At 63.8% G+C, this 26447-nt stretch carries 19 protein-coding genes; 17 read left to right on the forward strand and 2 right to left on the reverse strand.

The features are described 5' to 3' along the window. Positions 1–5: 5 nt before the first annotated feature. Positions 6–974 (reverse strand): AraC family transcriptional regulator, encoded by a 969-nt coding sequence (locus GE073_RS11535; protein ID WP_101809071.1) that lies wholly within the window; start codon positions 972–974, stop codon positions 6–8. A gap of 120 nt (positions 975–1094) precedes the next feature. On the opposite strand from GE073_RS11535, the gene GE073_RS11540 reads away from it, so the two are divergent. From GE073_RS11540 to GE073_RS11580, 9 genes are all read left to right on the forward strand, one after another. Then, on the forward strand, positions 1095–1946 hold the full coding sequence (locus GE073_RS11540) for a sugar phosphate isomerase/epimerase family protein (RefSeq protein ID WP_101809072.1): 852 nt from the start codon (positions 1095–1097) through the stop codon (positions 1944–1946). Continuing rightward, positions 1943–2962 carry a Gfo/Idh/MocA family protein gene (locus GE073_RS11545; protein WP_153783482.1) on the forward strand — a complete coding sequence of 340 codons (1020 nt, stop codon included), beginning with the start codon at positions 1943–1945 and terminating at the stop codon, positions 2960–2962. Before GE073_RS11540 ends, GE073_RS11545 begins: the two co-directional genes overlap by 4 nt. Positions 2963–3097: 135 nt before the next feature. Continuing rightward, the gene (locus tag GE073_RS11550) at positions 3098–3985 is read left to right on the forward strand and encodes a sugar phosphate isomerase/epimerase family protein (RefSeq protein WP_101809074.1); all 888 of its coding nucleotides are present in this window, start codon (positions 3098–3100) and stop codon (positions 3983–3985) included. A 280-nt stretch (positions 3986–4265) separates the two neighbouring features. Then, positions 4266–6548, forward strand: a complete 2283-nt coding sequence (locus tag GE073_RS11555) for a helix-turn-helix transcriptional regulator (RefSeq protein ID WP_153783483.1) — start codon at positions 4266–4268, stop codon at positions 6546–6548. Positions 6549–6817: 269 nt separating this feature from the next. After that, a complete protein-coding gene (locus GE073_RS11560; RefSeq protein WP_101809465.1) occupies positions 6818–7678 on the forward strand; it encodes an ABC transporter permease in 861 nt (286 codons plus the stop codon). 16 nt (positions 7679–7694) lie between these two features. Further along, positions 7695–8555 carry a carbohydrate ABC transporter permease gene (locus GE073_RS11565; protein ID WP_028599718.1) on the forward strand — a complete coding sequence of 287 codons (861 nt, stop codon included), beginning with the start codon at positions 7695–7697 and terminating at the stop codon, positions 8553–8555. A 28-nt stretch (positions 8556–8583) separates the two neighbouring features. Next, positions 8584–10122, forward strand: coding sequence for an extracellular solute-binding protein (locus tag GE073_RS11570; protein ID WP_028599717.1), 1539 nt, complete (start codon positions 8584–8586; stop codon positions 10120–10122). A gap of 3 nt (positions 10123–10125) precedes the next feature. Then, complete coding sequence (locus tag GE073_RS11575; protein ID WP_153783484.1) at positions 10126–11190, forward strand: amidohydrolase family protein; 1065 nt, start codon at positions 10126–10128, stop codon at positions 11188–11190. A gap of 23 nt (positions 11191–11213) precedes the next feature. Further along, the gene (locus GE073_RS11580; RefSeq protein ID WP_153783485.1) at positions 11214–11570 is read left to right on the forward strand and encodes a Rieske (2Fe-2S) protein; all 357 of its coding nucleotides are present in this window, start codon (positions 11214–11216) and stop codon (positions 11568–11570) included. 117 nt (positions 11571–11687) lie between these two features. Here the strand turns inward: GE073_RS11580 and GE073_RS11585 are convergent, their stop codons facing one another. After that, positions 11688–12611, reverse strand: a complete 924-nt coding sequence (locus GE073_RS11585; RefSeq protein WP_153783486.1) for a DMT family transporter — start codon at positions 12609–12611, stop codon at positions 11688–11690. A 99-nt stretch (positions 12612–12710) separates the two neighbouring features. On the opposite strand from GE073_RS11585, the gene GE073_RS11590 reads away from it, so the two are divergent. The 8 genes from GE073_RS11590 (at position 12711) to GE073_RS11625 (ending at position 26384) form a co-directional block, all read left to right on the forward strand. Then, entirely contained in the window at positions 12711–14138 is a 1428-nt protein-coding gene (locus GE073_RS11590; RefSeq protein WP_153783487.1) for an aminotransferase-like domain-containing protein, read from the forward strand. Between the two features lie 345 nt (positions 14139–14483). Then, on the forward strand, positions 14484–16001 hold the full coding sequence (locus GE073_RS11595; RefSeq protein WP_153783488.1) for an arabinosylfuranosidase ArfA: 1518 nt from the start codon (positions 14484–14486) through the stop codon (positions 15999–16001). A 309-nt stretch (positions 16002–16310) separates the two neighbouring features. Beyond that, on the forward strand, positions 16311–17273 hold the full coding sequence (locus GE073_RS11600) for an ABC transporter permease (RefSeq protein ID WP_153783489.1): 963 nt from the start codon (positions 16311–16313) through the stop codon (positions 17271–17273). 21 nt (positions 17274–17294) lie between these two features. After that, a complete protein-coding gene (locus GE073_RS11605) occupies positions 17295–18179 on the forward strand; it encodes a carbohydrate ABC transporter permease (RefSeq protein WP_153783490.1) in 885 nt (294 codons plus the stop codon). Positions 18180–18207: 28 nt separating this feature from the next. Then, the gene (locus GE073_RS11610; RefSeq protein WP_153783491.1) at positions 18208–19803 is read left to right on the forward strand and encodes an extracellular solute-binding protein; all 1596 of its coding nucleotides are present in this window, start codon (positions 18208–18210) and stop codon (positions 19801–19803) included. Between the two features lie 167 nt (positions 19804–19970). Beyond that, the gene (locus GE073_RS11615) at positions 19971–22292 is read left to right on the forward strand and encodes an AraC family transcriptional regulator (protein WP_153783492.1); all 2322 of its coding nucleotides are present in this window, start codon (positions 19971–19973) and stop codon (positions 22290–22292) included. 178 nt (positions 22293–22470) lie between these two features. Continuing rightward, positions 22471–25113 (forward strand): exo-rhamnogalacturonan lyase family protein, encoded by a 2643-nt coding sequence (locus GE073_RS11620; RefSeq protein ID WP_153783493.1) that lies wholly within the window; start codon positions 22471–22473, stop codon positions 25111–25113. Beyond that, the gene (locus tag GE073_RS11625) at positions 25110–26384 is read left to right on the forward strand and encodes a rhamnogalacturonan lyase family protein (protein WP_153783494.1); all 1275 of its coding nucleotides are present in this window, start codon (positions 25110–25112) and stop codon (positions 26382–26384) included. The genes GE073_RS11620 and GE073_RS11625 overlap by 4 nt, the downstream gene beginning before the upstream one ends. Positions 26385–26447: the final 63 nt, after the last annotated feature.

Here is a 26447-nt window from a genome sequence, read left to right on the forward strand (position 1 = left end):
CAAGGTCAGAGCTTCGCCGGTCCCGGCTGCGCGAGCAGGCCTGCGGCGGCCAGGGCGGTGCGTCCGTACTCGGACGGCGCCATGCCGGTCAGGCGCTTGAAGTCGCGCGAGAAGTAGTGGAGGCTCGAGTAGCCGAGACGGTCGGCGATCTCGGTGAGGCTGTAGCGCCGCTCGCGGATCATCGACTTGGCTGCGTCGAGCCGCAGCCGGCGCACGAGCTCCATCGGCCCGGTCCCGACATGCTGCTGCGTCAGCTCGCGCAGCCGGCTGCGGCCGAGATGGGCGGCGCGGCACAGGTCGTCGAGCGTCGGAGTCTCGCCGAGCCCGATGCGCTCGGCGACGAACGCCTCCAGCCGCTCCATCGCGTCCGCGCCTTCCGACGGCAGCGGCTGGATCGCGGGCGCGCCCCCCTGGCGCAACGGATCGCCGCTCTTGCGGATCTGGCTGAGCAGCAGCAGCTCCAGCGACAGGCGCAGCAGCTGCTCCGACCCCGGAGGCGCGTCCGGCGCGCGGCGCAGCTCATGCACGAGCGGGTTGTGGTAGGGAGGCTGAAAGCTCGCGAAGCCTTCGCGCAGCAGCATCGACAGCCACGCCCGTTCTCCGTCCTCCAGCGCGGCGGTCCAGTCCCGCAGGCGGTCCATGAGCGGGCTGCGGCAGACGAAGGCGACGACGATCAGGTTCGGCGGCCGATGCTCCTCGCCGACCCGGACGGTATGGAACTCGCCGGGCTTGTGGAAGACGATGCTGCCTTGGCTCAAGCGGAGCAGGCGGTCGTCGGCGCGGACCTCGACCTCGCCTTTGTCCACATAGAGCAGCTCCCAGAAGTCATGCGACTCTCCCTCGAACAGATAGCCCTTCGGATATTCGAAATAGTGGAAGGAAATGAGCTGCTCGACGGCCAGCTCCTGCCTCAGCGTCAGCGGATGGAACTCCAGCTCGACCGCTCCTTTCCATGGCGCAGGTTGTGCTCCCATCTTACCACAAAAATGCAAATCCGGCGGCGCTGATGGCAAAGCGGACGGACTCCGGGAGAGCTATACTGATGGCGGATGGCGATGGCGGATGGCCATCATGCCTGAAGGAGGAGCGAGACGATGAAAAAAGGAATCAACGCCTGGTCGTTTCCCGCGGGAACGACGGTGGAACGAAGCCTGAGGCTCGCCAAGGAGGCCGGCTTCGACGGCATCGAGCTGGCGCTGGAGGAGACGGGAGAGCTCAGCCTGGAAAGCACGCCGCAGCAGATCGAGGCCCATGCGAAGCTGGCGCGGGACATCGGCATCGAGATCGCCAGCCTGGCCAGCGGCTTGTACTGGTCGTATCCGTTTACGAGCGGCGACGGCGAGACGCGCGCCAAGGCGAAGGCGATCGTCCGCCGGCAGCTGGAGTTTGCCGCCTTGCTGGAGGTCGATACGATTCTGATCGTGCCGGGGGCGGTCGGCGTCGACTTCCTGCCGGACGCTCCGGCCGTCCGCTACGACGTCGCCTACGAGCGCGCGCTGGAGGCGCTGCGGGAGGTGGCCGGCGATGCCGAGCGGCTGGGCGTGAGCATCGGCATCGAGAACGTGTGGAACAAGTTCCTGCTGTCGCCGCTGGAAATGAGGGACTTCATCGACGCCGTCGGCTCGCCGGCGGTCGGCAGCTATTTCGACGTCGGCAACGCCCTGCACGGGGGCTATCCGGAGCACTGGATCCCGATCCTCGGCAAGCGCATCAAGAAGGTCCACTTCAAGGACTACCGGCGCGCCGCCGGCGGCCTGCACGGCTTCGTGGACCTGCTGGCCGGGGACGTCGACTACCCGGCGGTCGTGCGCGAGCTGGAAGCGATCGGGTACGACAGCTACGTGACGGCGGAGATGATCCCGTCCTATGCGCATCATGGCGAGCAGATCGTCTTCAATACGTCGGCGGCGATGGACGCCATCCTCGGAAGGAGCGTGCGGTCATGATCCGGATCGGCCTCATCGGCATGGGCTTCATGGGCAAGGCGCATTTGGAGAACTACCGGCAGCTGGAGCGGGAAGGAGTCGCCGTGCAGATCGCCGCGATCTGCGACGCGGATCCGGCCAAGCTGCGCGGCGAGGGGAGCGGCGGCAATCTGGCCGCGGGCGGCAGCGTCACCGATCTGAGCGCGTATGCGGCCTACGAGTCGGTCGCCGACATGCTGGCCCGCGAACAGCTGGATGCGGTGGACATCACGCTGCCGACCTACCTGCATAAGGACGTGACGATCCAGTGCCTGCAGGCGGGCCTGCATGTGCTGTGCGAGAAGCCGATGGCGATGGACGAGGCGGAATGCGAGGCGATGATCGGGGCGGCAGCCGCTGCGGACCGGTCGCTCATGATCGGGCAATGCCTGCGCTTCTGGCCGGCCTATGTCGAGCTGAAGCGGCTGATCGACGCCCGCGTTCTCGGCGAGGTGACGTACGCTTCCTTTTACCGGGGCGGCGGCACGCCGAGCTGGGGACCGTGGGTGCTCGACAAGGACAAGGGCGGGGGCGCGATCCTCGACATGCACGTCCATGACGCGGACGTCGTCAACTGGCTGTTCGGCAAGCCGGAGGCGGTGTCGGCCGTCGGCCTGAACGTCATTCCCGGCAGCGGCTACGACATCGTCTCGACGCATTACCGGTATGCCGATCCGCGCATCGTGCATGCCCAGGTCGACTGGACGCTCAACGGCGATTACGGCTTCGAAATGGGCTTCCGCGTGACGTTCGAGCGCGGAAACGTCCAGCTCGCCGGCGGCAGGCTGCGGGTCAATCCGGACGGCGCGCCAGGCTACGAGGCGGCGCTGGCTCCCGGAGAGGGATACTACTACGAGCTCCGCTATTTCGTCGAGCGGCTGCTGGCAGGCGCCCCGATCGAGGAAGCGGATCCCGAGAGCACCAAGGCGACGATCCGCATCGTCGCCGCCGAGATCGCCTCGGCCGACCGCCGCGGAGAATGGGTGGCGGTCGGCTGAGGAAGCCCGCCGCACAAATGTCCAACTCGGCCGCATCGCTGTTCTAGCTCCGCTTGCCGGACAGCCTTTACAATGAGGAGCAAGCGGCCTGCCTTCGCGGGGGCCTGAACAAAAGGGCAAAGGAGCGGGATCGTCATGGGCATCAACAATCCGATCGGCGTCATCGTCGACAGCTTCCAGGTCGGCGTGCGCGAGGGGCTGCGCAAGGCGAAGGAGGTCGGCGCGGACGGCGTGCAGATCTATGCCGTATCCGGCGAAATGGATCCGGACGGGCTCGACGCGGCCGCGCGCCGCGAGCTGCGCGACTATATCGGCTCGCTCGGCCTGGAAATTTCCGCGCTCGTCGGCGATCTGGGCGGACACGGCTTTCAGGATCGGCAGGAGAACGGCTGGAAAATCGAGAAGTCGAAGCGCATCCTCGACCTGGCGCTCGATCTCGGCTGCCATATTGTCACGACGCATATCGGCATCGTGCCCGATGACGAGCAGAGCGACATCTACGCGGCGATGCAGGAAGCCTGCGAGGAGATCAGCTCGTACGCGACGAGCCGAGGCGCCTACTTCGCCATCGAGACGGGGCCGGAGCGCGCGGCGCATCTGAAGGCTTTCCTCGACAAGCTCAGCACGGACGGCCTGTCCGTCAACTTCGATCCGGCGAACATGGTCATGGTGACAGGGGACGATCCGGTGCAGGGCGTACGCACGCTCGGCCGCTACATCGTGCATACGCATGCCAAGGACGGCATCAAGCTGAAGGACGAGGTCGATCCGCGCAAGGTGTACGGCATGCTCGGCTTCGATTTCGAAGCGATGAGCCACGAGAAGATCGCCGAGGCGGCCGAGCAGGGCGAGGACTTCCGCGAGGTGCCGCTCGGCGAGGGCGGCGTCGACTGGCCGAGCTACCTGCAGGCGCTGCAGGACATCGGCTACAGCGGCTACTTGACGATCGAGCGCGAGGTCGGCGGCCAGCCGGAGCAGGATATCGCCGCTGCCGTGCAGTTTCTGAAGAAGTTCCGCGACTGAAGCGCGCGGCAGCAAAGACGGCCATTCTCAGAGAATGGCCGTCTTTGCGTTCCATAGCTTTACGAGACGCACGAAGCATCCGACGACAGGCGGGAAGCGGAGCCGGGAGAGTTTTTGATTTTTATTTTCATAAACTTAACATATTGTTGATATTAAATTACGGCTTGTCTATACTTTTACCTAGATTCCCCCGCGAAGGACAGACGCGGCCGCGGCCGCGTCATGTCGCGCCTCAATCCCGCATGCCTGCTTGCCGACCCTTTCCCAGGTGGTGAGAACGATGGACCTGTCGACCCGCATGCCCTCTTTCAAAGCCTCTTTGTTCCGCCGGCATTTCGCCGTCTATCTGCTGCTCATCCTCGTGCCCGTGCTTGCCGCCGCCGCGCTCGTGCAGATGCTCGTGCTCCAGCTCATAACGGACGACGCCGAGAAGCGGAACGAGCTGCTGCTCGCCCGCGCCTCGGAAAAGACCGAGGCGTCCTTCGAGACGCTGCAGACGGCGATGATCGCCACGCTCTCCTCCCTCTCGACGGACCTCCTCGATCCGTCAGGCAGCATGACCGCCTCCGGCAGTTCGGGCGCCGCGCCAGCCTCCGGCCCCGCCGGCGCCTCCGCCGGCGCAAGCGTCTCCGACGCCAAAAAACAGCAGCGCGCGGAAGCTCTCCTCGCCTTGCGCGAGCAGCTCCAGCGGCTGGAGGGCCATCCGCTCGCGGAAAAGGCGTTTGTCGTCTCGGCCCGCAGCGAGCTGATCGTCGATTCCGACCTGTACACCGACCGGTCCTACTATTTCCGCTTCGTGGACCCGATGGACGACAGCCTCCGCTACGGGCTGCTGACCTCGCTGCGCGGAAGAATGATGATGGACCTCATCCTGCCGGGCACCGGCCAGCTGGCCGCGGCGGCCAGCTATCCGTTCAACAGCGCCGCGCCGGATCTGTACCTGGTCGTCCGCCTCCGGCAGCCGGAGCTGCTCCGCCTGCTCGACATCCCGGAGCGCTGGTCGGCCGGCACCGCGCTCGTCGATCGGGAGGGCGAGCGGATCGCCGGCTCGTATCGGACGGACGGAGTCGGGCCGGAGCAGCTGCGCGGGCTGGCGGCTTCTGCGAGCGGGGACGTCCGCGGCGGCTTCGCGACGGAGCTGGCCGGCGATTACGTGCTGCAGGCGGCCGCGATGCGCTTCCACGAGGGCTACCGGATCGTCAGCCTCGTCGACCTGCCCCAGCTCATGAAGCCCGCGCGCCAGCTGCGGCTCGGCATCCTGCTGTTCGCGGCGCTGTTCCTGCTCGTCGGCAGCGTCGTCTCCTACTGGCTGAGCCGGCGCATCTACCGGCCGCTCGCCGAAGCCCCGGAGCGCCATCCGTCTGATCCGCCGCCGCCGCTCGACGGCTATCCAGCCTTGCGGCAGTCGCTGTTCGAAGGGCTGCTGTCGGGAAAATGGCGGGATGCCGCGCAGCTGCGCGGCGAGGCCGAAACGCTCGGCATTCGCCTGGAGCTGCCGGCATGCGGATACGCGTTCTGCATCCGCCTCCACGATGAGCCGGACAGCCCGTCCCGCACAGAGCCGCGGCCGGATCCGGCGAGCTTGTCGGAGCGCATCGCGGCGCTGCTGCCGACGCAAGTGCTGTCAGGGCGGCCGGCGGCGGATACGATCGCGGTCGTCGCCGGCGATGACCCGCTGCTGCTCGTCACCGGCGGAGAGCTGGCCGAGATGATCCGGCTCGCGCTGCGCCGGGAGCTGCCGTCCGGCCGCGCGACGATCGGCATCGGCGGCCGCTTTGACGCGCCGGACGGCATCGCCGCCTGCTGGCGCGCCGCCGAGGCGGCCGTCGAAGAGCGGCTCGTCGGCAGCGAGCCGATCGCCGTCTGCGCGGCGCCCGCGCGCAGCCAGGCCGCGGCCGAGCCGCCCGCTCTGCTGAGCGCGCAGGAGCTGGCGGTCGTCTTCAACCGCAGGCGGACGGGCGACCGCCGGGCGATGCTGGAGAGCTCGCTGGACGGCGCCGCCAAGCTGGCCGCTGCAGGCGCCTCCTGCGCGCGGCTCCGGGAGTGGTGCGGCGACACGCTGCGCGCCTGGCAGCGGCTGCTGCCCTCCGCCGAGACCGGCGATCCCGCCGCGGCCGAGCGGCTGCTCGCCGGGCTGGAGCGCTGCTGGAGCGAGGCGGAGTTCCGGCAGTGGCTGCGCCAGGCGCATCGGCAGCTCGTCGGGCAGGACGCGCCGGACCCCGTTTCCCGTCCGACCCGGCTCGGCGAGATCATGACCCATATCCACGCCCATTACGACAAGGAGCTGTCGATCGACGAGTTCGCCGCCCGGCTGGACATGTCGCCCGGTTATTTCAGCCGCGTCTTCAAGGATGAGATCGGGGAGAAGTACGTCGACTACATCGCCAAATATCGTCTTGAGAAGGCCAAGGAGCTGCTGCTCGGAACCGACCTGCGCATCGACGACATCGCCGAGAAGGTCGGCTACTGGGGGCGCAACTCGTTCCACCGGGTGTTCCGCAAGCATGAAGGCATCACGCCGAGCCAATACCGCGATGCCGCCCGCTCCTCGGCCGGCTCCTGACCGTCAAAACCCGCGTCGCCATTTTTTCGGCGTCGCTTTTTTTTCGCGGAAAGCGGCCTGCCATGCGGCTTCGCGGGTTTCGCCCTCTCTGGCGTCGAGCGAAAAAAGCGTCCCTTTACGCCCGGTCCGAGCGGCCTCTAAGCTGAGGGCAAGCTTCTTGCTGCGGCAGTCCGCCGCGGAAGGGGACAACCGGAAAGGGGGAGTTCGGCTTGGCGCGAGGCAGCCGGCTGCTGGCCGCCCTGAGCAAGCATCGGGCGCTGTATCTGCTCATGCTGCCGGGAGTGCTTTACTACATCATCTTCAAGTACGTTCCCATGTACGGCATCATCATCGCGTTTCAGGACTTCTCCATCGGCCGAGGCATCCTCGGCAGCAAGTGGGTCGGCTTCAAGCATTTCGTCGACTTCTTCTACTACACGCCGGACGCCTGGAAGCTGATCCGCAACACGATCCTGCTCAACGTCTATGATCTGATCTTCCATTTCCCGCTGCCGATCCTGCTCGCGGTGCTGTTCCACGAGCTGCGCAGCGCCCGCTTCCGGCGCTTCATCCAGAGCATCAGCTACATGCCGCATTTCCTGTCCACCGTCGTCATCGCCGGCATCCTCGTCACGTTCCTGTCGCCGACGACCGGCATCGTGAACGCGCTGCTCGTGCAGCTGCTCGGCCTGGAGCCGATCGCCTTCCTCGGCATGCCGGAGTGGTTCCGGACCGTCTACGTCGGCTCGGAAATCTGGCAGAAGCTCGGCTGGGGCACGATCCTCTACATGGCGGCGATCGCCGGCATCGATCCTGCGCTCTACGAAGCGGCCCGGATCGACGGCGCGAGCCGCTTCCAGCAGATCCGCCACATCACGCTGCGCGGGATGGTGCCGATCATGATCGTGCTGTTCGTGCTCACGCTCGGCAACTTCATGGATGCGAGCTTCCAGAAGATCCTGCTGCTGTACAATTCGATGAACTACGAGACTTCCGACGTCATCAACACATTCGTCTACCGCCGCGGCATCCTCGATGCCGACTTCAGCTTCGCGACCGCTGTCGGGCTGTTCCAGTCGGCGATCGGCTTCGTGCTCGTCGTCGCGGCCAACCGCTTCGTGCGGAAGCATTCGGACACGAGTCTGTGGTAAGGAGGAGCAAGCTGCCGTGAAAATCAAGCAAAGCCTCGCCTCGCGGCTGTTCGACGCCTTCAACGTCGTCGTCATGCTGCTGCTGGCCGCCGTCATGCTCTATCCGATGCTCTACGTCTTCTCCGCCTCGATCTCGGACAACGCGCTCGTCGCCAGCGGCCAGGTGCTGCTCTGGCCGAGACGCATCACCTGGATCGCCTACGAGCAGCTCGTCGCCCGTTCGGAGCTGTGGACGAGCTATTGGAATACGATCCGCTACACGGCGGTCTTCGTCGTGCTCACGCTGCTGGCGACCGCCGCGATGGCGTACCCGCTGTCCAAGCGCTGGCTGCCGGGCCGCAGGACGATCCTGCTGCTGGCCGCCTTCACGCTGCTGTTCAGCGGCGGTATCATCCCGACCTTCCTCGTCGTCCAGAAGCTCGGCCTGCTCGACTCGATCTGGGCGATCGTGCTGCCGCCGCTCATCAGCACCTGGTATCTGTTCATCATGCGGACGTTTTTCGAAGCGATGCCGGAGGAGCTGGAGGACGCCGCGCGCATCGACGGCTGCGGTCCGCTGCAGGTGCTGCTGCGGATCGTCATGCCGCTCTCGATGCCGGTCATGGTGACGATCGGCCTGTTCAGCGCCGTCAACCAGTGGAATTCGTTCTTCGACGCGCTCATCTATCTGAACGACCGCGGACGCTATCCGCTGCAGCTCATGCTGCGCAACATCCTCATCGCCGGCGAGACCGTGCAGGGCGAGGGCGACCTGTCCCATCTGGAGACGACCAAGTACGCCATGATCATGCTGGCGACCGTGCCGATCCTGTGCGTCTATCCGTTCACGCAGAAGTATTTCGTGCAGGGCGCCATGATCGGCGGCATCAAAGGCTGAGCCTATTTCAAGAAGGGGGCAACCATTCATGAAGTCGAGTTCGACACGCATGGCGCTGCTGCTTGCCGCGGCGCTTGCCGCAAGCGCCTTGAGCGGCTGCAGCGGAGAGGGCGAGGAGAAGACGGACGGACCGATCTCCTACAGCTGGCTCGTCTACGACCGGCCGGAGGGCAAGGTGCGGTCCGACTGGGAGATTTTCAAGGAGATCGAGGCGAAGACGGGCGTGAAGCCCGAGTTCCAGATCGTCAGCCAGGAAGGGCTCGCCGAGAAGAAGCAGATCATGATCGCCACCAATACGGTGACCGACTTCATCCAGGTGACCAACCAGGAGGGCCGCGAGAACGGCCCGGAAAAGGTGTTCCTCAACCTCGCCGACTATCTCGACGAGGCGCCGAACCTGAAGGCGTTCTACGAGAAGTACCCCGAGGCGAAGGCGGTGGCGACCGGAGCGGACGGCGGCATCTACACGGTGCCGGTGCTGGAGGGCGACGCGGAGGGCAAGGGCTTCAACTTCATCTGGTATACGCGCAAGGACCTCATGGACAAGCACGGCCTTCAGGCGCCGGGCACGCTGGACGAGTTCTACGCGCTGCTGAAGTCGCTCAAGGAAAAGGAGCCGAACAGCTATCCGCTCATCACGAGCGCGATCACGGGCGACACCGGCCTGTATACGGTGTTCGGACGCATGTTCACCGGCATCGAGGGCTATTTCAACCTCGACCCCGAATCGGGCGACTACGCGTTCGCTCCGTATCGCGACGGCTACAAGGAGATGATCCGGTTCCTGAACAAGCTGTACGCCGAGAAGCTGCTCGATCCCGAGTATGCGATCCTGACGCCGGCGCAGTGGGAGGAGCGGCTGCTGCGGGGTCAATCCAGCGTCACGTATTTCTGGAAAGCCGACCGCGAGACGCTGATCGACAAAGGCAAGCAGGCCGGCACGGCCTCGTTCGAGCTCGGGGCGATGCCGATGTTCGCCGCGGACGGCGTCAAGCCGTACCAGTTCTCGCGTCCGGTCGTCGGCGCGGTCGGCCGGGCGATCTCCGCCAAGGTCAAGGACAAGGAGCGTGCGGTCAAGTTCCTCGACTATCTCGCCGGAGAAGAGGGGAGCGACTACCTGTCGCTCGGCATCGAGGGCAAGACGTATGAGCTGGCGGACGGAGCGCCGGTGTACAACAAGGACTTCGGCCCGTCGCCGTTCACGACGCTGCGCAAGGACTGGGGCGTCTGGTACGACATGATCACGCTCAACAACGCCAAGTCCCGCGCCGCGTGGGAGGCAGGCTTGAGCGACCAGGCCAAGGCGATCAACGAGTCGTACGCCTCGTTCATCGTGCCGGCGCCCAAGCAGATCGTCAAGACGCAGGAGGAGCTGGAGCTCGAGAAGTCCAAGCTGACGAACCTGACCAAGCATATCGATCAGAAGCTGACCGAGTTCATCACCGGCAAGACGCCGATGACCGACGAGGCGTTCGCCCAGTTCACGGACCAGCTCAAGAAGCTCGGCGCCGACGAGCTGCTCGCCATGTACCAGACCGCCTACGACCGCACCTACGGAGGAGGCTGAGCGATGGCCGCGAACGCAGCCTATCCGATCATCGACGCCGACATCCACAACGAGCAGGAGGACCGGGCGCTGCTGCCCTATCTGCCCGAGCCGTGGCGCTCGCGCGTGGCGGGCTCCGGCATCGGCTACGCGATGTCGGGCTACTGGTCGCCGGTCGGCGTCATGCGCAAGGACGCGCTGCCGCCGAACGGCGCGCGCGCCGGCTCCGTGCCTGAGCTGATCGTCGAGCAGCTGATCGAGCCTTTTCAGGTCGAGGCGGCCGTCCTCACCGGCGTCGTCTACAACATCTCGACGACCCATGATCCCGATTATGCCGCCGCCATTTGCAGCGCGTACAACGATTATGTCGCGCACGAGTGGCTCGGCAAGCATCCGAGCTTCAAGGCGGCGATCGCCGTCTCGACGCTCGATCCGGAGCTGGCCGCGCGCGAGATCGACCGTCTCGCCGGCCATCCCGGCTTCGTCGAGGTCATCATCTCCAGCGCCGCGAGATTTCCGCTCGGCCAGCGCTATTACCACCCGATCTACGCGGCCTGCGAGCGGGCGGGACTGCCGCTGGCCGTCCATCCGGGCGCGGAGGGCGGGGGACTGTCGACGGCTCCGACGGCGGCCGGCTATCCGAGCCGCTATCTCGAGTGGCATACGAATCTGTCGCAGATGTTCATGGCCCATCTCGTCAGCTTCGTCTGCGAGGGCGTCTTCGTCAAGTTTCCGAGCCTGAAGCTCGTGCTCGTCGAAGGCGGCGTCGCCTGGCTCGCTCCGCTGCTGTGGCGGCTCGACAAGAACTACAAGGCGCTCCGCTCGACGGTGCCTTGGCTGACGCGCCTGCCGAGCGAGTACGTCCGCGACCACTGCTATCTGACGACGCAGCCGATCGAGGAGCCGGACAACCCGCAGCATCTGGCCGATCTGTTCAACATGATGGATGCCGAGAACATGCTGCTCTACTCCAGCGACTATCCGCATTGGGACTTCGACGCGCCGGACAAGATCCTGCGCAAGCTGAAGCCCGAGGCGAGGCGCAAGGTGTTCTACGACAACGCGCGCCAGCTGTACCGGCTTGGATGACCGGCGAGGGAGGAGGGAAGCCAATGACCGTGCATGTCGTCCTCCGCGAGGAGGAGCTGGCCGTCGGCGAAGCCCGGCTCGTCGCGGTCGGCGAGCGGGAGCTCGTCGTCTACCGGCTGCAGGACGGCTTTTATGCGCTGAACAACTACTGCCCGCATCAAGGCGCGCCGATGCTTGCCGGCCGCGTGGGCGGCACGAACGCTCCGTCGGACGTGTACTGCTACCGCTATGACCGCGACGGCGAGATCGTCCGCTGTCCTTGGCATGGCTGGGAGTTCGACATCAAGTCCGGCCGCTCGCTGTTCAGCGAGCGCGTCCGGGTGAAGTCGTACCCCGTCGTCGTCGAGGACGGGAAGGTCGGGATCCGGATCCAGATGTAGCTTGGATGCACAGCTGGAGCGGAAAATCATTGAAGGCTTCGGAATATCGCGGCTCGCTGCCGCCGCAAAGCCCCCCCGGATGATCCCGAGGAGGGCTTTTCGCTTTGGCGGTCGGACTCATGCCGCTTCCCGGCTTCTCTTCTTGGCCGCGAGCAGCTGGGACTTCAGCTCCGGGAGCCGCAGCAGCACGATGCCGGCCAGGACGATCAAGGAGCCTGCGGCGGTGAAGCCGCTCAGCCGCTCGCCGTACAGCGCGGCTCCGAGCCCGAGCGCCAGCGCCGGCGAGATGTAGAGCCAGGTGGACGGGAAAAAGGCGTTCGTCGCGCGGATCAGCCAAGCGAACAGGCTGTGGCCGAGCATCGAGCCGATGACGATCAGATAAAGCAGCGAGGCAAGCGCCGGCAGCGGCTCGACGGCGGACGGATCGATCCGCTCCGTGAGCAGGGACAGCAGCGCCATGCCGGCGCCGCCGGCCAGCATCTGGCCACCATTGAGCGCGATCGGAGACAGAGCCGGCTCCTTCGTCAGCAGCCGGCGCTGCAGCAGGCTGCCGGAGGCATACCCGATCTGTCCGAGCAGCACGAGCGCGGCCGAGAGCAGCCAGAGCCGGTCCGGATGGACCGCCGCCAAGCTCGGCAGCAGCAGGACGACGACGCCGGCGAAGCTGACGAGCGCGCCGCGCCGCTCCAGCTTCGTCGAGCGCTTTTTCCAGAAGACGGACTGCAGCAGGAGGACCGCGATCGGCGCGGTGGCCGACAGGACGGCGGCCGTGCCGGAGTCGAGATGCTGCTCCGCCCAGTAGAGCGTCGCGAACGTGACGAACGTGCTGCCGCAGCCGATAAGCCAGGTTTCCTTGCGCGCGAGCAGGCCGAAGGAAGGCTTGCCGCGCAGGCGCAGCCCGAGCAGCAGCAGCGCGCCGGCGGCGAAAAACCGGAGGCTGGCCGACAAAAGCGGCGGCAGTCCGGCATCCACGCCGAGCTTGATGACGAGAAAGGTCGTGCCGAAGATGGCGCACATGAGAGAGTAGAGCAGAACGACCATGAGGAAAAGCCTCCTTTTGGCCACCATCATACGATTGACAAACCGACCAGATGGAGCAATAGTAGAACAGATGAAGGCGGAGATCGGGAGGGATGGCGGATGCGTCCTGCGTGGACGGCCGATGGAATCGGCTCCAAAGGAAAGAGAGTGGAGGAGGCGCTGCGCAGCGGGCTCCGTCATGGCCGCTGGGCGGCGGGAGAAAAGATTCCGTCGGTGAGGGCGATGGCGGAGGAGCTCGGCGTGCATCGCTTGACCGTGCTCAAAGGCTACCGGCTGCTGGAGGAGGAGGGACTGCTCGAAGCGAGCTATCGGAGCGGCTATTACGTCCGCGCGGAAGTGCCTGCCGGCGAGGCGGCGGGCAGCGGCGTCCGCTGGAGCTATGGCGCGGGAACGGCCTACGGAGCCGAGAGCCGGCTGTCGGACATCCATCGGCGGGCGGTTCGCTACCGGATGTCCGAGGCGCTGCTCGATCCGACGCTGCTGCCGAACCGTTTCCTCGCCCGGCACGCTCAGGAGGTCATCGCGAGCCAGCCGCTGCTGCTCAGCACGTACTCCACGGTCATGGGTGACGGGGAGCTGAGGGAGGCGATGGCGGGCTATATGCAGGACCGGCGGCTGGAGCTGTCGGCCGAGGAGCTGATGGTGACGACCGGCGCCCAGCAAGGGATGGATCTGGCCTTCCGGGCGCTTTTGCAGCCGGGCGACAAAGCCTTGATCGAGCGGCCGACCTACAGTCCGGCCATCGACATGCTGCGCCAGCTCGGCGTCCGCATGCTGCCGGTCGAGATCCGTCCGGACGGCTATGACCTAGATAGGGTCGAAAAGCTTATGGCCGCGGAGCGGCCCAAGCTGTTCTACCTCAACCCGACGTATCACAATCCGACGGGCTACACCGTGCCGGTCCGGCAGCGCAAGGCGCTGCTCGAGCTGGCCGAGCGCTACCGCTGCATCCTCATCGAGGACGAGGCCTACTCGGACCTTTATTTCCACGAGCCGCCGCCTGCGCCGTTGTTCGCTTACGATACCGAAGGCTGGGTCGTCTATTTGCGCTCCTACAGCAAATACATCGCGCCCGGGCTGCGGATCGCCTTTCTCGCGGCGAGGCCGCCGCTCCTGGCGGCGATCCGTCCGCTCAAGGCGCTGGCGGACGGCGGCACGCCGCTGCTCGGGCAGAAGCTGTTCCAGTCGTTCTTCTTTTCGCACCGGATGCAGGAGCATCTGGCCAAGCTGCGCGTCGCCGTCTCGATGCGCAAGGAAGCGATGGAGCAGGCGCTGTCCGCATCCGGCTGGAGCTGGGAAAGTCCCGCCGGCGGACTCAATCTGTGGGTGCGGCTGCCGGAGGGCATGCAGGCCTCGCGGCTGCTGGAGCGCAGCCTGGAGCTGTCCGCCGCCTTCGTCCCGGGACCGATCTGCGATCCGCTGGACGCGATGCAGGACCGGATCCGGCTCAGCTACTCGCTGCTCGACGAGCGCCGGCTGGCCGAAGGACTCGCCCGAGTCCTCGAGGCGGCGGAGGGGATGGGATAGGCAGATGGCCTCTCTCCCGATGCGGCGAGATCCAGCCGTTCTATACCTCGTACGGCTTCGCCCGCCACGAGGGGATGACCGGCATGTTCGGCGTCATGCGGCACGGAAAGCTGGGCTAGCCGGTCTCGCCGCCGCCATGCCCTCGAGCGAAACCGCTGGTTTCGGCCTTGGCCGATCGCAGCGGTTTTTTGGCATTCCCTCTCCTCCATAACGTTAATAAAAATATAAATTGTATTCGAGATATTGAACATTTTTAAAGAATAGGGTTAAATGAAAGGGTGACTCATTCATGAAGTTGTTAACTAATTAATAACGGTATTTATATGAAGACGAGGTGAAGCGGTTATGACGACAAAAAACAAAGCTTCGATGATCGTGGACAAGGATTTTCGAGTCGGCGAGGTGGACAAGCGCATTTACGGCTCCTTTATCGAGCATCTGGGACGGGCCGTATACGGCGGCATCTATGAGCCGGATCATCCGGGGGCGGATGAGCAGGGCTTCCGCAGCGACGTGCTGGAGCTGGTCAAAGGGCTGGACGTGCCGATCGTCCGTTATCCGGGCGGCAACTTCGTCTCCGGCTACAACTGGGAGGACGGAGTCGGGCCGAAGGAGCTGCGTCCGCGCAAGCTGGATCTCGCCTGGCGCACGGTCGAGCCGAACTGGGTCGGCTTGAACGAATTCATGGACTGGTGCAAAAAAGCCAACACCGAGGCAATGATGGCGGTGAACCTCGGCACGCGCGGTCCCGACGAGGCGCGGAACCTGCTCGAGTACGCCAACCATCCGGCCGGCTCCTATTGGAGCGACCTGCGCGCGAGCCACGGCTATGCCAAGCCGCATGCGATCAAGACCTGGTGCCTCGGCAACGAGATGGACGGCCCGTGGCAGATGGGCAGCAAGACGGCCTACGAATACGGCCGCATCGCCAATGAAGCGGCGAAGGTGATGCGCTGGACGGACCCGACGATCGAGCTCGTCGCCTGCGGCAGCTCGAGCATCCAGATGGCGACCTATCCGGAATGGGAAGCGACCGTGCTGGAGCAGGCCTACGAGAACGTCGACTATCTCTCGCTTCACCAATACTACGGCAATCGGGACGGCGACACCGCCAACTTCCTCGCCCAGTCGGTCGGCATGGACAGCTTCATCCATACGGTCATCTCGGTATGCGACTACATCCAGGCCAAAAAGCGCGGCAAGAAGAAGATCCACCTGTCGTTCGACGAATGGAACGTCTGGTTCCACTCCAACGAGCAGGACAGCAAGCTGGAGCCATGGACGATCGCGCCTCCGCAGCTGGAGGACATCTACAACCATGAAGACGCCCTGCTCGTCGGCTGCATGCTGATCAGCCTGCTGAAGCGCGCGGACCGGGTGAAGATGGCCTGCATGGCGCAGCTCGTCAACGTCATCGCGCCGATCATGACGGAGAACGGCGGCGCGGCGTGGAAGCAGACGATCTATTATCCGTACATGCATGCGAGCGTGTTCGGACGCGGCACCGTGCTCGTGCCGCTGGTGAAGTCGCCGAAGTACGACTCCAAGGACTTCACGGACGTCCCTTACCTCGAATCGGTCGCTGTCTACAACGAGCAGCTCGGCGAGGTGACGGTGTTTGCCGTCAACCGCCATCTGGACGAGGAGCTGCCGTTCGAGATCGACCTGCGCAGCTTCGAGCAGAGCCGGGTCATCGAGCATATCGTGCTGGAAAGCGACGATCTGAAAGCGGTGAATACGGCGAAGGAGCCGAACCGCGTCAAGCCGCATGTCGGCGGCAATGCCGCCCAGATGGACGCAGGCAAGATCGAAGCGACGCTGCCGAAGGCGTCCTGGAACGTCATCCGCGTCAAGATCGGATAAGCAAAAGAAAAGGCAAAGCCCGCCGAGCTGCATGCATGCAGACCGGCGGTTTTTTTGTCTTTCATTCGTCCATCGTCTGCGCCGCCCGCTGCGGCTGGCGATGCGATTTTTTTGCGACTGCGCCGGAGCGGATGCCACTCTTTTGCCGGACTTGCACTTTTTGGGAAAGCTGGGCCGGCGTCGCGAGCACCGCGCTTCGTCCTTCTTCAAAAATGTCTCATTGCCGGAAAATCGAGCGCCTCTGCATAATAGGGCCAGCGCTCTCGAGGCGAGCATGCGATCATAGCGAAGAAGGAGGTGGGAGAAACGATGAAGCAGGCCACAGAACGAGGGAAGCCGCCTCAAGCGGCTGGAGAGGCGGCCTATCGGCCGTCCCTTGCCATCCGGCTGCGGCGGGACAAGTGGCTTTACTTGTTGCTGCTTCCGGGCTTGCTGTATTTTGCTCTCTTCAAATATGTGCCGATGTGGGGCATCCTGCTTGCTTTCAAGAACTACCAGCCGTTCACCGGCTTTTGGAAAAGCGAGTGGGTCGGACTGGAGCATTTCCGCCTGTTCTTCGCCAATCCGGAGTTTTTCCTGCTGTTGCAGAACACGCTCATCCTATCCTTTCTGAATCTGGTCTTCTTTTTCCCCGCTCCGATCGTGCTGGCGCTGCTGCTGAACGAAGTCCGGCGGGCTCTGTTCAAAAGAGTCGTCCAGACGATGATCTACATCCCGCATTTCATCTCCATGGTCATCGTCGCGAGCCTGACCTACGTCTTCCTGACGACAGAAGGAGGGCCCGTCAATGAGCTGCTGCTCCAGCATACGGGCGAGAAGATCGCCTTTTTGTCCGATCCGGACTGGTTCCGGCCGATCATCCTGCTGCAGACGATATGGAAGGAATGCGGCTGGGGAACGATCATCTTTCTGGCAGCGCTTTCTGCTGTCGATGTCGAGCAGTACGAGGCGGCGACGATCGACGGAGCGAACCGCTGGAAGCAGATCTGGCACATCACGCTGCCTGCGATCCGCAGCACGATCGTCATCCTGCTCATCCTGCGAATGGGCAGCGTGCTCGACAACGGCTTCGAGCAGATCTATCTGATGCTGAATCCGCTCAACCGCTCGGCCGCGGAAGTGTTCGACACCTACGTCTATGCGATGGGCATCACGCAAGGCGCGTTCAGCTACAGCACGGCGGTCGGCCTGTTCAAGTCCGTCGTCGGCATCATCCTCGTGCTGGGGACGAACTGGCTGGCCAAAAAATTCGGCGAGTCCGGCCTATATTGATTCGAAAGGAGATCGGAAACCATGTCCAAACGCAACCGCAGCATCGCCGGGACGATCTTCGACGCGGCAAACATCATCTTCCTGACCGCATGCGCCTTGGCGGCCGTGCTGCCCTTCGTGTACGTCGTCGCCGGCTCGTTTGCCTCGGACGCGGAGCTGACGAGCCGAGCGGTCTTCTTCATTCCGGAATCGCTCACGCTCGATGCCTACAAGTTCATCTTCTCGACGGACACGATCATGCAGAGCATCGGCGTATCGGTCTACGTCACCGTCATCGGCACGGCAGTCAATCTGTTCTTCACCGTGACGATGGCCTACGCCCTCGCCCGCAGAGGATTGTGGGGGAGGAATTTCGTGCTGAACCTCGTCATCTTTTCGATGCTGTTCGGCGGCGGCATGATTCCGACTTACCTCGTCGTTCGGGAGCTGCATCTGCTTGATTCCCTCTGGTCGCTCATGCTGCCTGGCGCGATCAGCGCGTTCAACCTGATCATCGTCAAAAATTTCTTCCAGGAAATCCCGAAAGAGATCGAGGATGCAGGCCGCATCGACGGCTGCACGGAGCTCGGCCTGCTCGGCCGCATCGTCTTGCCCTTGTCGATGCCGGTGCTCGCCACCTTCACGCTGTTTTATGCCGTCGGCCATTGGAACGACTTTTTCGCGGCGCTGCTCTACATCAACGATCCGCAAAAATGGCCGCTGCAGGTCATGCTGCGCCAGATCGTCCTCTTATCTCAGGCTGCTGCCGGAGACATGAACTCGATGGATCCGAGCTTCGTCGCTCCGCCGGACCAGTCGATCAAGATGGCCGTCATCGTCGTCGGTACGATTCCGATCCTATGCGTCTACCCGTTCCTGCAAAAGCACTTCGCCAAAGGCGTCCTGCTCGGTTCCGTCAAAGGCTGAGCCATTTCCGTTCCAGGAGGAGATCACAATGAAAAAATCGACGCTCGCCGGTTCCGCTTCCCGGCTCGTGCTGCTCAGTTCCGTTTTCGCCGCCGCTATGGCAGGCTGCGCGTCCGACAGCAGCGGCAACGAGCCTGCCGCTTCCGCTCCGCCTGCCGCCAGCGGCTCTCCGAACGCATCGCCGACCGCGGACAAGCCGCTGGCGCTGAGCATCATGCTGCCGATTTTCAAGACGAATTTTCCGAAGGACGATAGCCCGGTCGCGGCCGAGCTGGAGAAGCGGACGAACACCGACATCCACTTCCAATGGGTGCCGAACGCCTCGTACGGCGACAAGTTCAACATTACGCTCGCCTCGGGCAACTTGCCGAGCATCCTCTACGTGCCCGATGTGAAAGGCCCGAGCTTCGTCAACGCCGTCAAAGCGGGCGCGTTCTGGGACGTGACCGACAAGCTGAAAAAGTATCCGAATCTGAGCCAATCCGATCCGGTCATCCTCAAAAACGCCTCGATCGACGGCCGCAATTACGGCGTGTACCGAGGCCGCGAGATCGGCCGCAACGGCGTCTACTACCGCCAGGACTGGCTGGAAAGCGTCGGGCTGAAGCAGCCGACGACGATCGATGAGTTCTACGAAATGCTGAAAGCGTTTACCGAAAAAGATCCGGACGGCAACGGCAAGCACGATACGTACGGCCTCGTCATGGTGAAATGGGCGCCGGCGTGGGGGGCGGGCTTCGATCAGATCAAGCTCTGGTTCGGCGCGCCGAACAACTGGGGGACTAAGGACGGCCAGCTGACGCCGGACTTCATGTACGACGAATACTTCGAAGCGCTCAAGTTCATGAAAAAGCTGTACGACGAGAAGCTCGTCAACCAGGACTTTGCCGTCATGGACTCTGCGAAGTGGACCGATCCGATCGTCAATGGCCAGGCCGGCGTGATCATCGACGTCGTGGACGGGGCTGCCCGCGCCGACCTGCGGATTCATGACGCGCTCGCCGCAGCCGGCAAGGAGGACAAACGAGAGCATTACATGGATGTGTTCGGCGCGGTCAAAAGCCCCGACGGCTCGATCCGCACGCTGCCGACGGCCGGGTTCTCAGGCATGCTGGCGATACCGAAGTCGAGCGTAAAAACGGAGGAGGAGGTCGACAAGGTGCTGGCCTTCCTGGATGCGCTGAACGAGCCGGAAAACCTGACGCTCGTCGGATCCGGTCTCGAAGGCGTGCATTATACAAAATCGGAGGACAATACGATCCAGCCGTCCGACGACAGCGCGCTGCTGGAGTCCGAGGTCGAGGGACTCAACCAGATGGCGCCGTTCACGCCTGCGACCAACCTCGGACTGGACGTAAAGCAGACGCCGCTGCGCAAGAAACAGGCCGAGGTGATGGCGAAAAATCGGGAGACGATCGTTGCCGACCCGTCCGCTCCGTTCATCTCCGCCGTATACTCCCAGAAGGGCCAGCAGCTCGGCAACATCATCAATGACGCGCGCATCAAGTTCATCGTCGGCCAGATCGACGAGAAGGGCTGGAAAGAGGCCATCGAGCTGTGGAAAAAATCCGGCGGCGACGACTATGTGAAAGAGATCAACGATCTCTACGCTGCTGCAAATTAAAGCGAAAGCGACACCGGGCCGTCTGCATCGAGAACACGATGTAGACGGCTTTTTAACGGAAAAAGTCGGTTTTCAAACTGGTTCATCCAGGCCGTTCCGGTTATGCTGGATGCATCTTCTGGCCGGGCGTTTTTGAATCCGCTTACAAAAAAGTAGGGGGCGAAAGAGTGCAGGGGAGAACGATTGCCGCTCGTCTAACGCGAGGCGCAGGCAGCTATTATCGGAAAAGCCTGATTCTGCTTCTCGTCGTCGCAAGCATACCCGGCATCATCACGAGCGTATTGGTGTATGCGATGGCGGGAGGGAATCTCGAGAAGGAGCTGCTCCAGCAGCATGTCGGCCAGATCGAGCAGCGGGCGCGCACGATGGACGCGCAGCTTGCGAATCTGGAAATGATGCTGTCGCACTGGGCATTCGACACCCGGTTCGACTATTCGCTGCAGGATCATGACTTCGTCCGCGACTTCATCCGGACCCGCGACTTGACGAGCACGCTGCTCGTCATGCAAGGCTCGAACGCCATGATCGGCAGCGTCAGCCTCTACTTGCAGGGCGAGCAGCCGATCTTGTTCGATCCGGAGTATTCCTCGCTGCAGGATGAACGTGTGATTGGCCTTTACGACAGCTTGCTGGCAAACGGGAACAAGACGACGTACTGGACGCAGCTCGCCTTTGATCCGGCCAAGCCTCAGCAGCGGGAGCTGGCCTTCGTCCATCCAATTCCCGGAAGCAGCCTGAAGCCGTTCGGCGCGCTCGTCGCCCGGCTGGACCGCGAGCAGGTGGCGGAAGCGCTGCTGGCGCTCGCTCCCTATGATGACGGCGACAACTTCCTGGTCGGCGCGGACGGCAGCCTGTTCGTCTCCGCTCACGGCCATGCCGCGGACTCGCCGTTCATTGCGGGGCTGAGGGCTCGGATCTCGACGGATGACGGAGGGACAGGCTCTTTTCTTTTGGATTGGGACGGCAGGACGTACGCGGTTACATCCGGACAGTTTGGACGCATCATGGACCCGTGGATGTATGTATCCGCCTCGCCGATCACGACGATCACTGCTCCGGTCGTATTCGTCTCCAGAATCATCCTCGGCGTCAGCGTCAGTGCGCTGCTGCTCGGACTGCTGCTCGCCTGGCTCGCTTCCGGCCGGATCTATTCGCCGATCAAGCGGCTGATGGGCAGCCTCATTCCGCATGGCGGACAAGGAGAGGCGAGGGAGGACGAGTTCACGCTGATCGAAAGGCATTGGCGCGACCTGAGCCGCGAAAGCCGCGAGCTGAACGCCAGGCTGACCGAGCAATTGCCCTACGTCAAGGAGAGCTTCCTGCATCAGCTGCTGCAAGGCTATCTTTACGCCTACTCGGAAGAGGATCTGCTCTCGCGCCTGGAACGGTACAAATGGGACGTCCGCAACAGGCAGTTCATCGTGCTGTACGTGCAGCTGAGCGGCATCGCCAGCTTGGAGGGCAAGTTCAAGCAAGGGGACGAAGGGCTGGTGACATTCGCCTCGGTCAACATCATCGACGAGACGGCCGCGCGGTACTTCGAGCAGTACAACGCGATCAACTTCCATGATCTCGGCTCGGGGCTGCTGCTGATCCTGCCCGAGGGGGGATCGTTCGCAGCGAAGATCCGATCGTTCTGCGAAGAATTGATGCAGTCCGTCAACCGCCTGCTCCATCTGAACGTGACGGTCGCGATCAGCCGCTCCATGATGCGGGCGAGCGACGTTCCGCGCGCCTTCGAAGCGGTGAAGCAAGCGGCCAGCTTCCGCAACTTCGACGATGCGAACCAGGTCATCGACATGGAGCAGTCGGACTGGGAGGGCTCGCCGGCGCCGACCTATCCGTTCGCGCTGGAGCGCGAGCTGCTGCAGGCGCTGCGCGCCGGGCAGGCGGCGGACGCCAAGACGCTGCTGGGCGAGTTCCAGCAATCGCTTTCGGTGGCGGGAGCGAAGGCGATCGACGTCCACCAAGGCATGCTGCAGCTGCTCGGCTCGGTCCAGCACGCGATTCTCGCTTCCGGCATCCAGCCGAGCCGGTTGTACAAGGGCGCCAATCTGTACGAGCAGCTGTCGCAGATCAAGGAGCCCGAGCATGCCTGCGAATGGTTTTCGGCCAAAGTGTTCGAGCCGTACCTCCGAGAGATGGAAACCCGTTCGAATGGCCAGACGAGACGCCTGATCGAGCAGGCGGTGCTTTTCCTGCAGCGGAATTACATGCGCGACATTTCGCTCGATCATTGCGCCGACCATATCGGCACCAATCCATTTTTCCTCAGCAAATCGTTCAAGCAGGTGACCGGCGTCAATTTCATCGATTACTTGACCGGGCTGCGGGTCGACAAGGCGAAGGAGCTGCTGCGCGAGTCCGAGCTGAAAATTCAGGACATCGCCGAGCAGGTCGGCTATCAGCACAGCTATTTCAACCGCATCTTCAAAAAGCTGGAGGGCATGACGCCAACTCGCTACCGCATGATGAGCCGGCCGGAGTGACGCGTCCCCTGGCAGGCAAGGCGAAGCCGATCGGCGAGGCCGGCCGGCAAAAAAGTGCTAGCCCGGACCGGACGGTGCAAGGAGCCTGCGCGCCTCCTGCAAGATTGTCCGATTGCCGGGAAAGCAGGCGCCGATATAATGAAATCGTCTGCATACTATCTCGGCAGGAGATGAGGCTATGAGCGGTACGACGACGGTACGTTTACGCTGGCTGAAGGAAGCGCCTGTTTTGCCCGCAGGAGTCGCATGGGGAATGCCGTGGAAGGAAGGGGAGCTGGGGCGCGGCGAGGAGCTGGCGCTGGAGGCGGAGGACGGCAGCGCTCCGCCAGCGCTGCAAAGCTGGCCGGCCGCCTACTGGCCGGACGGCAGCGTCAAATGGACGGCGCATGCGGCGGCCTTTCCCGCCGATGCGGCGGCCGAATATTCCGTTCGGCGCGGATCGGCGCGGACGATGGCCGCTGCTCCGGCGCTGAGCGTGACGGAGACGGAGGAGCATGTCGATGTCGATACGGGCGTCATTTCGTTTCGGGTTCCGAAGACAGGAAGCGCAATCATTGACGGCATCTTTCGGAATGGCGTGCCGATCGGCGGAAGGGCTGAGCTGATCGCCATGCGGGAAACGAGGAGCGAGCTGTCCGGAAGCAGGACGTATCGGCAAGAACGCTTTCGGTCGCGGATCGCCAGGGTGGAGCTGGAGCAGCAAGGGCCGGCGCGGGCCGTCCTGAAGCTGTCCGGTCGGCATCGGGCCGACGACGGGCCGGCCGGGCCGGCCAGCACGGGCGAGTGGCTGCCGTTCTCGCTGCGGCTGTACGCCTACGCGGGGCTCGAGACGATCCGGATCGTGCACACGTTCTTTTACGACGGCAATCCGAGCCAGGACTTCGTCAAAGGGCTCGGAATCCGCTTCTCCGTGCCGATGCGCGGGCCTCACTACAACCGCCATGTCCGCTTCGCCGGAGACAGCGGATTCTGGAGCGAAGCCGCCAAGACGCTGCATACGCGCCGTACGAAAGGCCGTTATTTGGAGCTGTTCGAGCGGCAGCTGAGAGGGGAATGGCTGCTCGAGGAGCAAGTGAACGACGGTTATTTTCTCGGGCTGCTCGAGGAATCCGCCTCCTGGGACAGCTTCAAGCTGACGCAGCACTCGGCCGACAGCTATCGGATGCTCAAGCGCACCAAGCCGGGCTGCAGCTGGGTCAAGGCGGCGGAAGGACGCCGCGCTCGCGGCGTCGTCTACGCAGGCAGCCGAGGCGGCGGCCTGGCGGCAACGATGCGCGACTTCTGGCGCAAGCATCCTTCCGCCCTCGAAGTCGAGGGGATGCTCGGCGCGGAGGCGGCGCTGACCGCCTGGTTCTGGTCTCCGGACGCCCCTGCCATGGACATGCGCCATTACGACACCGAGACGCATGTCGAGTCTTCCTACGAAGGCGCCGAGGAAATGCGGGCGACGCCCTACGGCGTCGCCAATACGAACGAGCTGACGCTGTGGGGCTGCGCGTCCACGCCGACGCCCGAGCGGCTCGAGCGGCTGGCGGAACACAACGAGTCGCCGCCGCAGCTGGCATGCGAGCCGGAGCATTTCCACCGTCAAGGCGCGTTCGGCATCTGGAGCCTGCCCGACCGCGGCACGGAGGCCAAAGCGCATCTGGAGCGGCAGCTGGACGGCATCATCGCGTTTTATCAGCGGGAAATCGAGCAGCGGCGCTGGTACGGCTTCTGGGACTACGGCGACTTCATGCACAGCTACGATTCCGCCCGCCATGTATGGAACTACGACCTCGGCGGCTGCGCCTGGCAGAATACGGAGCTCGTGCCGAACATGTGGCTATGGCTCATGTTCCTGCGCTCGGGCCGGGAGGACATCTTCCGCCTGGCGGAGGCGATGACGCGCCATACGAGCGAGGTGGACGTCTATCACTTTGGCGAATACGCCGGACTCGGATCGCGCCACAATGTCGTCCATTGGGGCTGCGGCTGCAAGGAGGCTCGCATCAGCATGGCCGGCCTGCATCGCTATTATTACTATCTGACCGCCGACGAGCGGATCGGCGACATGATGGAGGAAGTGAAGGATGCCGATTACACCACCGTCTCGCTCGACCCGATGAGAGCGTATTTTCCGAAAGACGAGCATCCGACGCATGCCCGCGTCGGGCCGGACTGGGCGGCGTTCAGCTCGAACTGGATGACCCGCTGGGAGCGCTTCGAGGACGCGGCTTATCGAGACAAGCTGCTGACGGGCATCGCATGCATCAAGCAGGCGAGCTTCGGCCTCATCTCCGGCCCGACGTACGGCTACGACCCGCAGACGGGCCGGCTGACGCCGATGGGAGACGACAATTGGGGGCGCCATCTGGCGGTGTGCATGGGCGGACCGCAAGTGTGGATGGAGCTGGCCGGCATGCTGAAGGACCCGCAGTGGAACGAGATGATGGCCGACTTCGGCTTGTTCTATCATCTGCCGCAGGAGGAGAAGGATGACATCACCGGCGGGAAGATCAGCGCGAGCAGCTTCGGGCATCCCGTTCTGACGCTTGCCCTCGTCGCTTACGGAGCTTCGTACAGGCAAGAGGAGCGGACGGCCCGGCTGGCCTGGTCGTTCCTCATGGAGCATCCGTTTGCGACCGTCGATCTGGTCAACGACGCGCAGACTGTCTCTTATGTCCGCGAGCTGCGAGAGATCGGCTGGATGAATACGAACGAGGCTTCGCAGTGGTCGCTCAATGCGATCATTTGCCTGGAGCTGCTCGGCGATGCGCTGCCCGAGCGGCCGGCGATTCCGGGCAGCGGCGCGATTATGTTAAAGGAGAGTGGCCGATGAAACGCAGCAGACAGGAAGGCGCGGCGCGCTTGGCCGAGCTAGACATCAGCCCGGCAGGCCCGAGATGCAAGATGCTGCTCGGGGACCTGGACGCCGACGGCCGGATGGAGCTCGTGCTCGTGCAGCCCGACAACCGGCAGGATGTCCGTCATATTCCGCATCAAGTGCAATGCGTGACGGCCTTCGACCTGGACGGAAACCGGCTTTGGCAAGCCGGCAAACCGGATCCTCGAGCGGGAAGCCAGGGCTCCGACTATCCGGCCCAGGTGTATGATTGGGACGGCGACGGGCGGCTGGAGGTGCTCTGCGTCATGAACGATCGCATTGTCGTGCTGGACGGCGCGACGGGAGCGCAGAAAGCGTCTCATGAGCTGCCGTCTCCCCATGCGCATGACTGCCTGATCATCGCCAATCTGAGCGGAGGCCCGCGCGCTTCGGACCTCATCCTGAAAGACCGCTACCATAAGCTGTGGGCGATGGACAACCGATTCAACCTGCTTTGGACGTACGAGGGCAATCCGGGCCATTTTCCATGGGCTGGCGATCTGGATGGAGACGGCTTCGACGAAATCATGGCGGGATACGATCTGCTCGATCATACAGGCCGGAGGAGATGGAGCTGCAGCGGCCTCGAGGATCATGCCGACTGCATCTGGTTCGGCGATGTCGACGGAGACGGAATTCCGGAGGTTGTCGTCGGAGGCAGCGTGACGGTCATGTACAGCCGCGACGGACAGGAGCTATGGCGGCATGCGGACTCGATCGAGTCCCAGCATATCGCGCTCGGAAAGTTCCGCCCGGAGCTTCCCGGGCTGCAGATCGCGGGACTGGACCGGCTCGTCCGGGAAGACGACGGCAAGGGGCTGAAAGGAAAGGATGCGCTGTTCCTGCTCGATTCTAGCGGCGCCCAGCTGTGGAAGGAGGACCGTCGGACCGACGGCTGGCTGACGATCGCGGAAACGCTGCAGCATTGGGAGCCGGATTCGCGGCAGGACTACATCCTTGCCTATCGGCGCGGTGGAGGCGTATGGCCATCCCTCTACGACGGCCATATGAACGTAGTGGCGGAATTTCCGGCGGAAGGGTATGCCGTGCATGGCGATCTCGCCGGCACAGGTACGGAGCAGGTCATCGTTTACAACGATGAGAGAGCGGCGATCTTCGGCAGCGCCGCGATCGATCTGACGGCCAGGCGCCCGGGGCATGCGCTGCCCCAGCCCAAGCGCCTGTACCGCTCGACGCTTTATCCAGGCGGCGAGTGGCCAGGCTGAGCTTGGCATGCTTCAGCCGACTTGTCGAGGCCCGACAAAAACAACCAAGCACGGCTGCTCCGG

It is taken from the genome of Paenibacillus sp. B01, from assembly GCF_009649995.1.
Classification (GTDB): Bacteria; Bacillota; Bacilli; order Paenibacillales; family Paenibacillaceae; genus Paenibacillus_O; species Paenibacillus_O pasadenensis.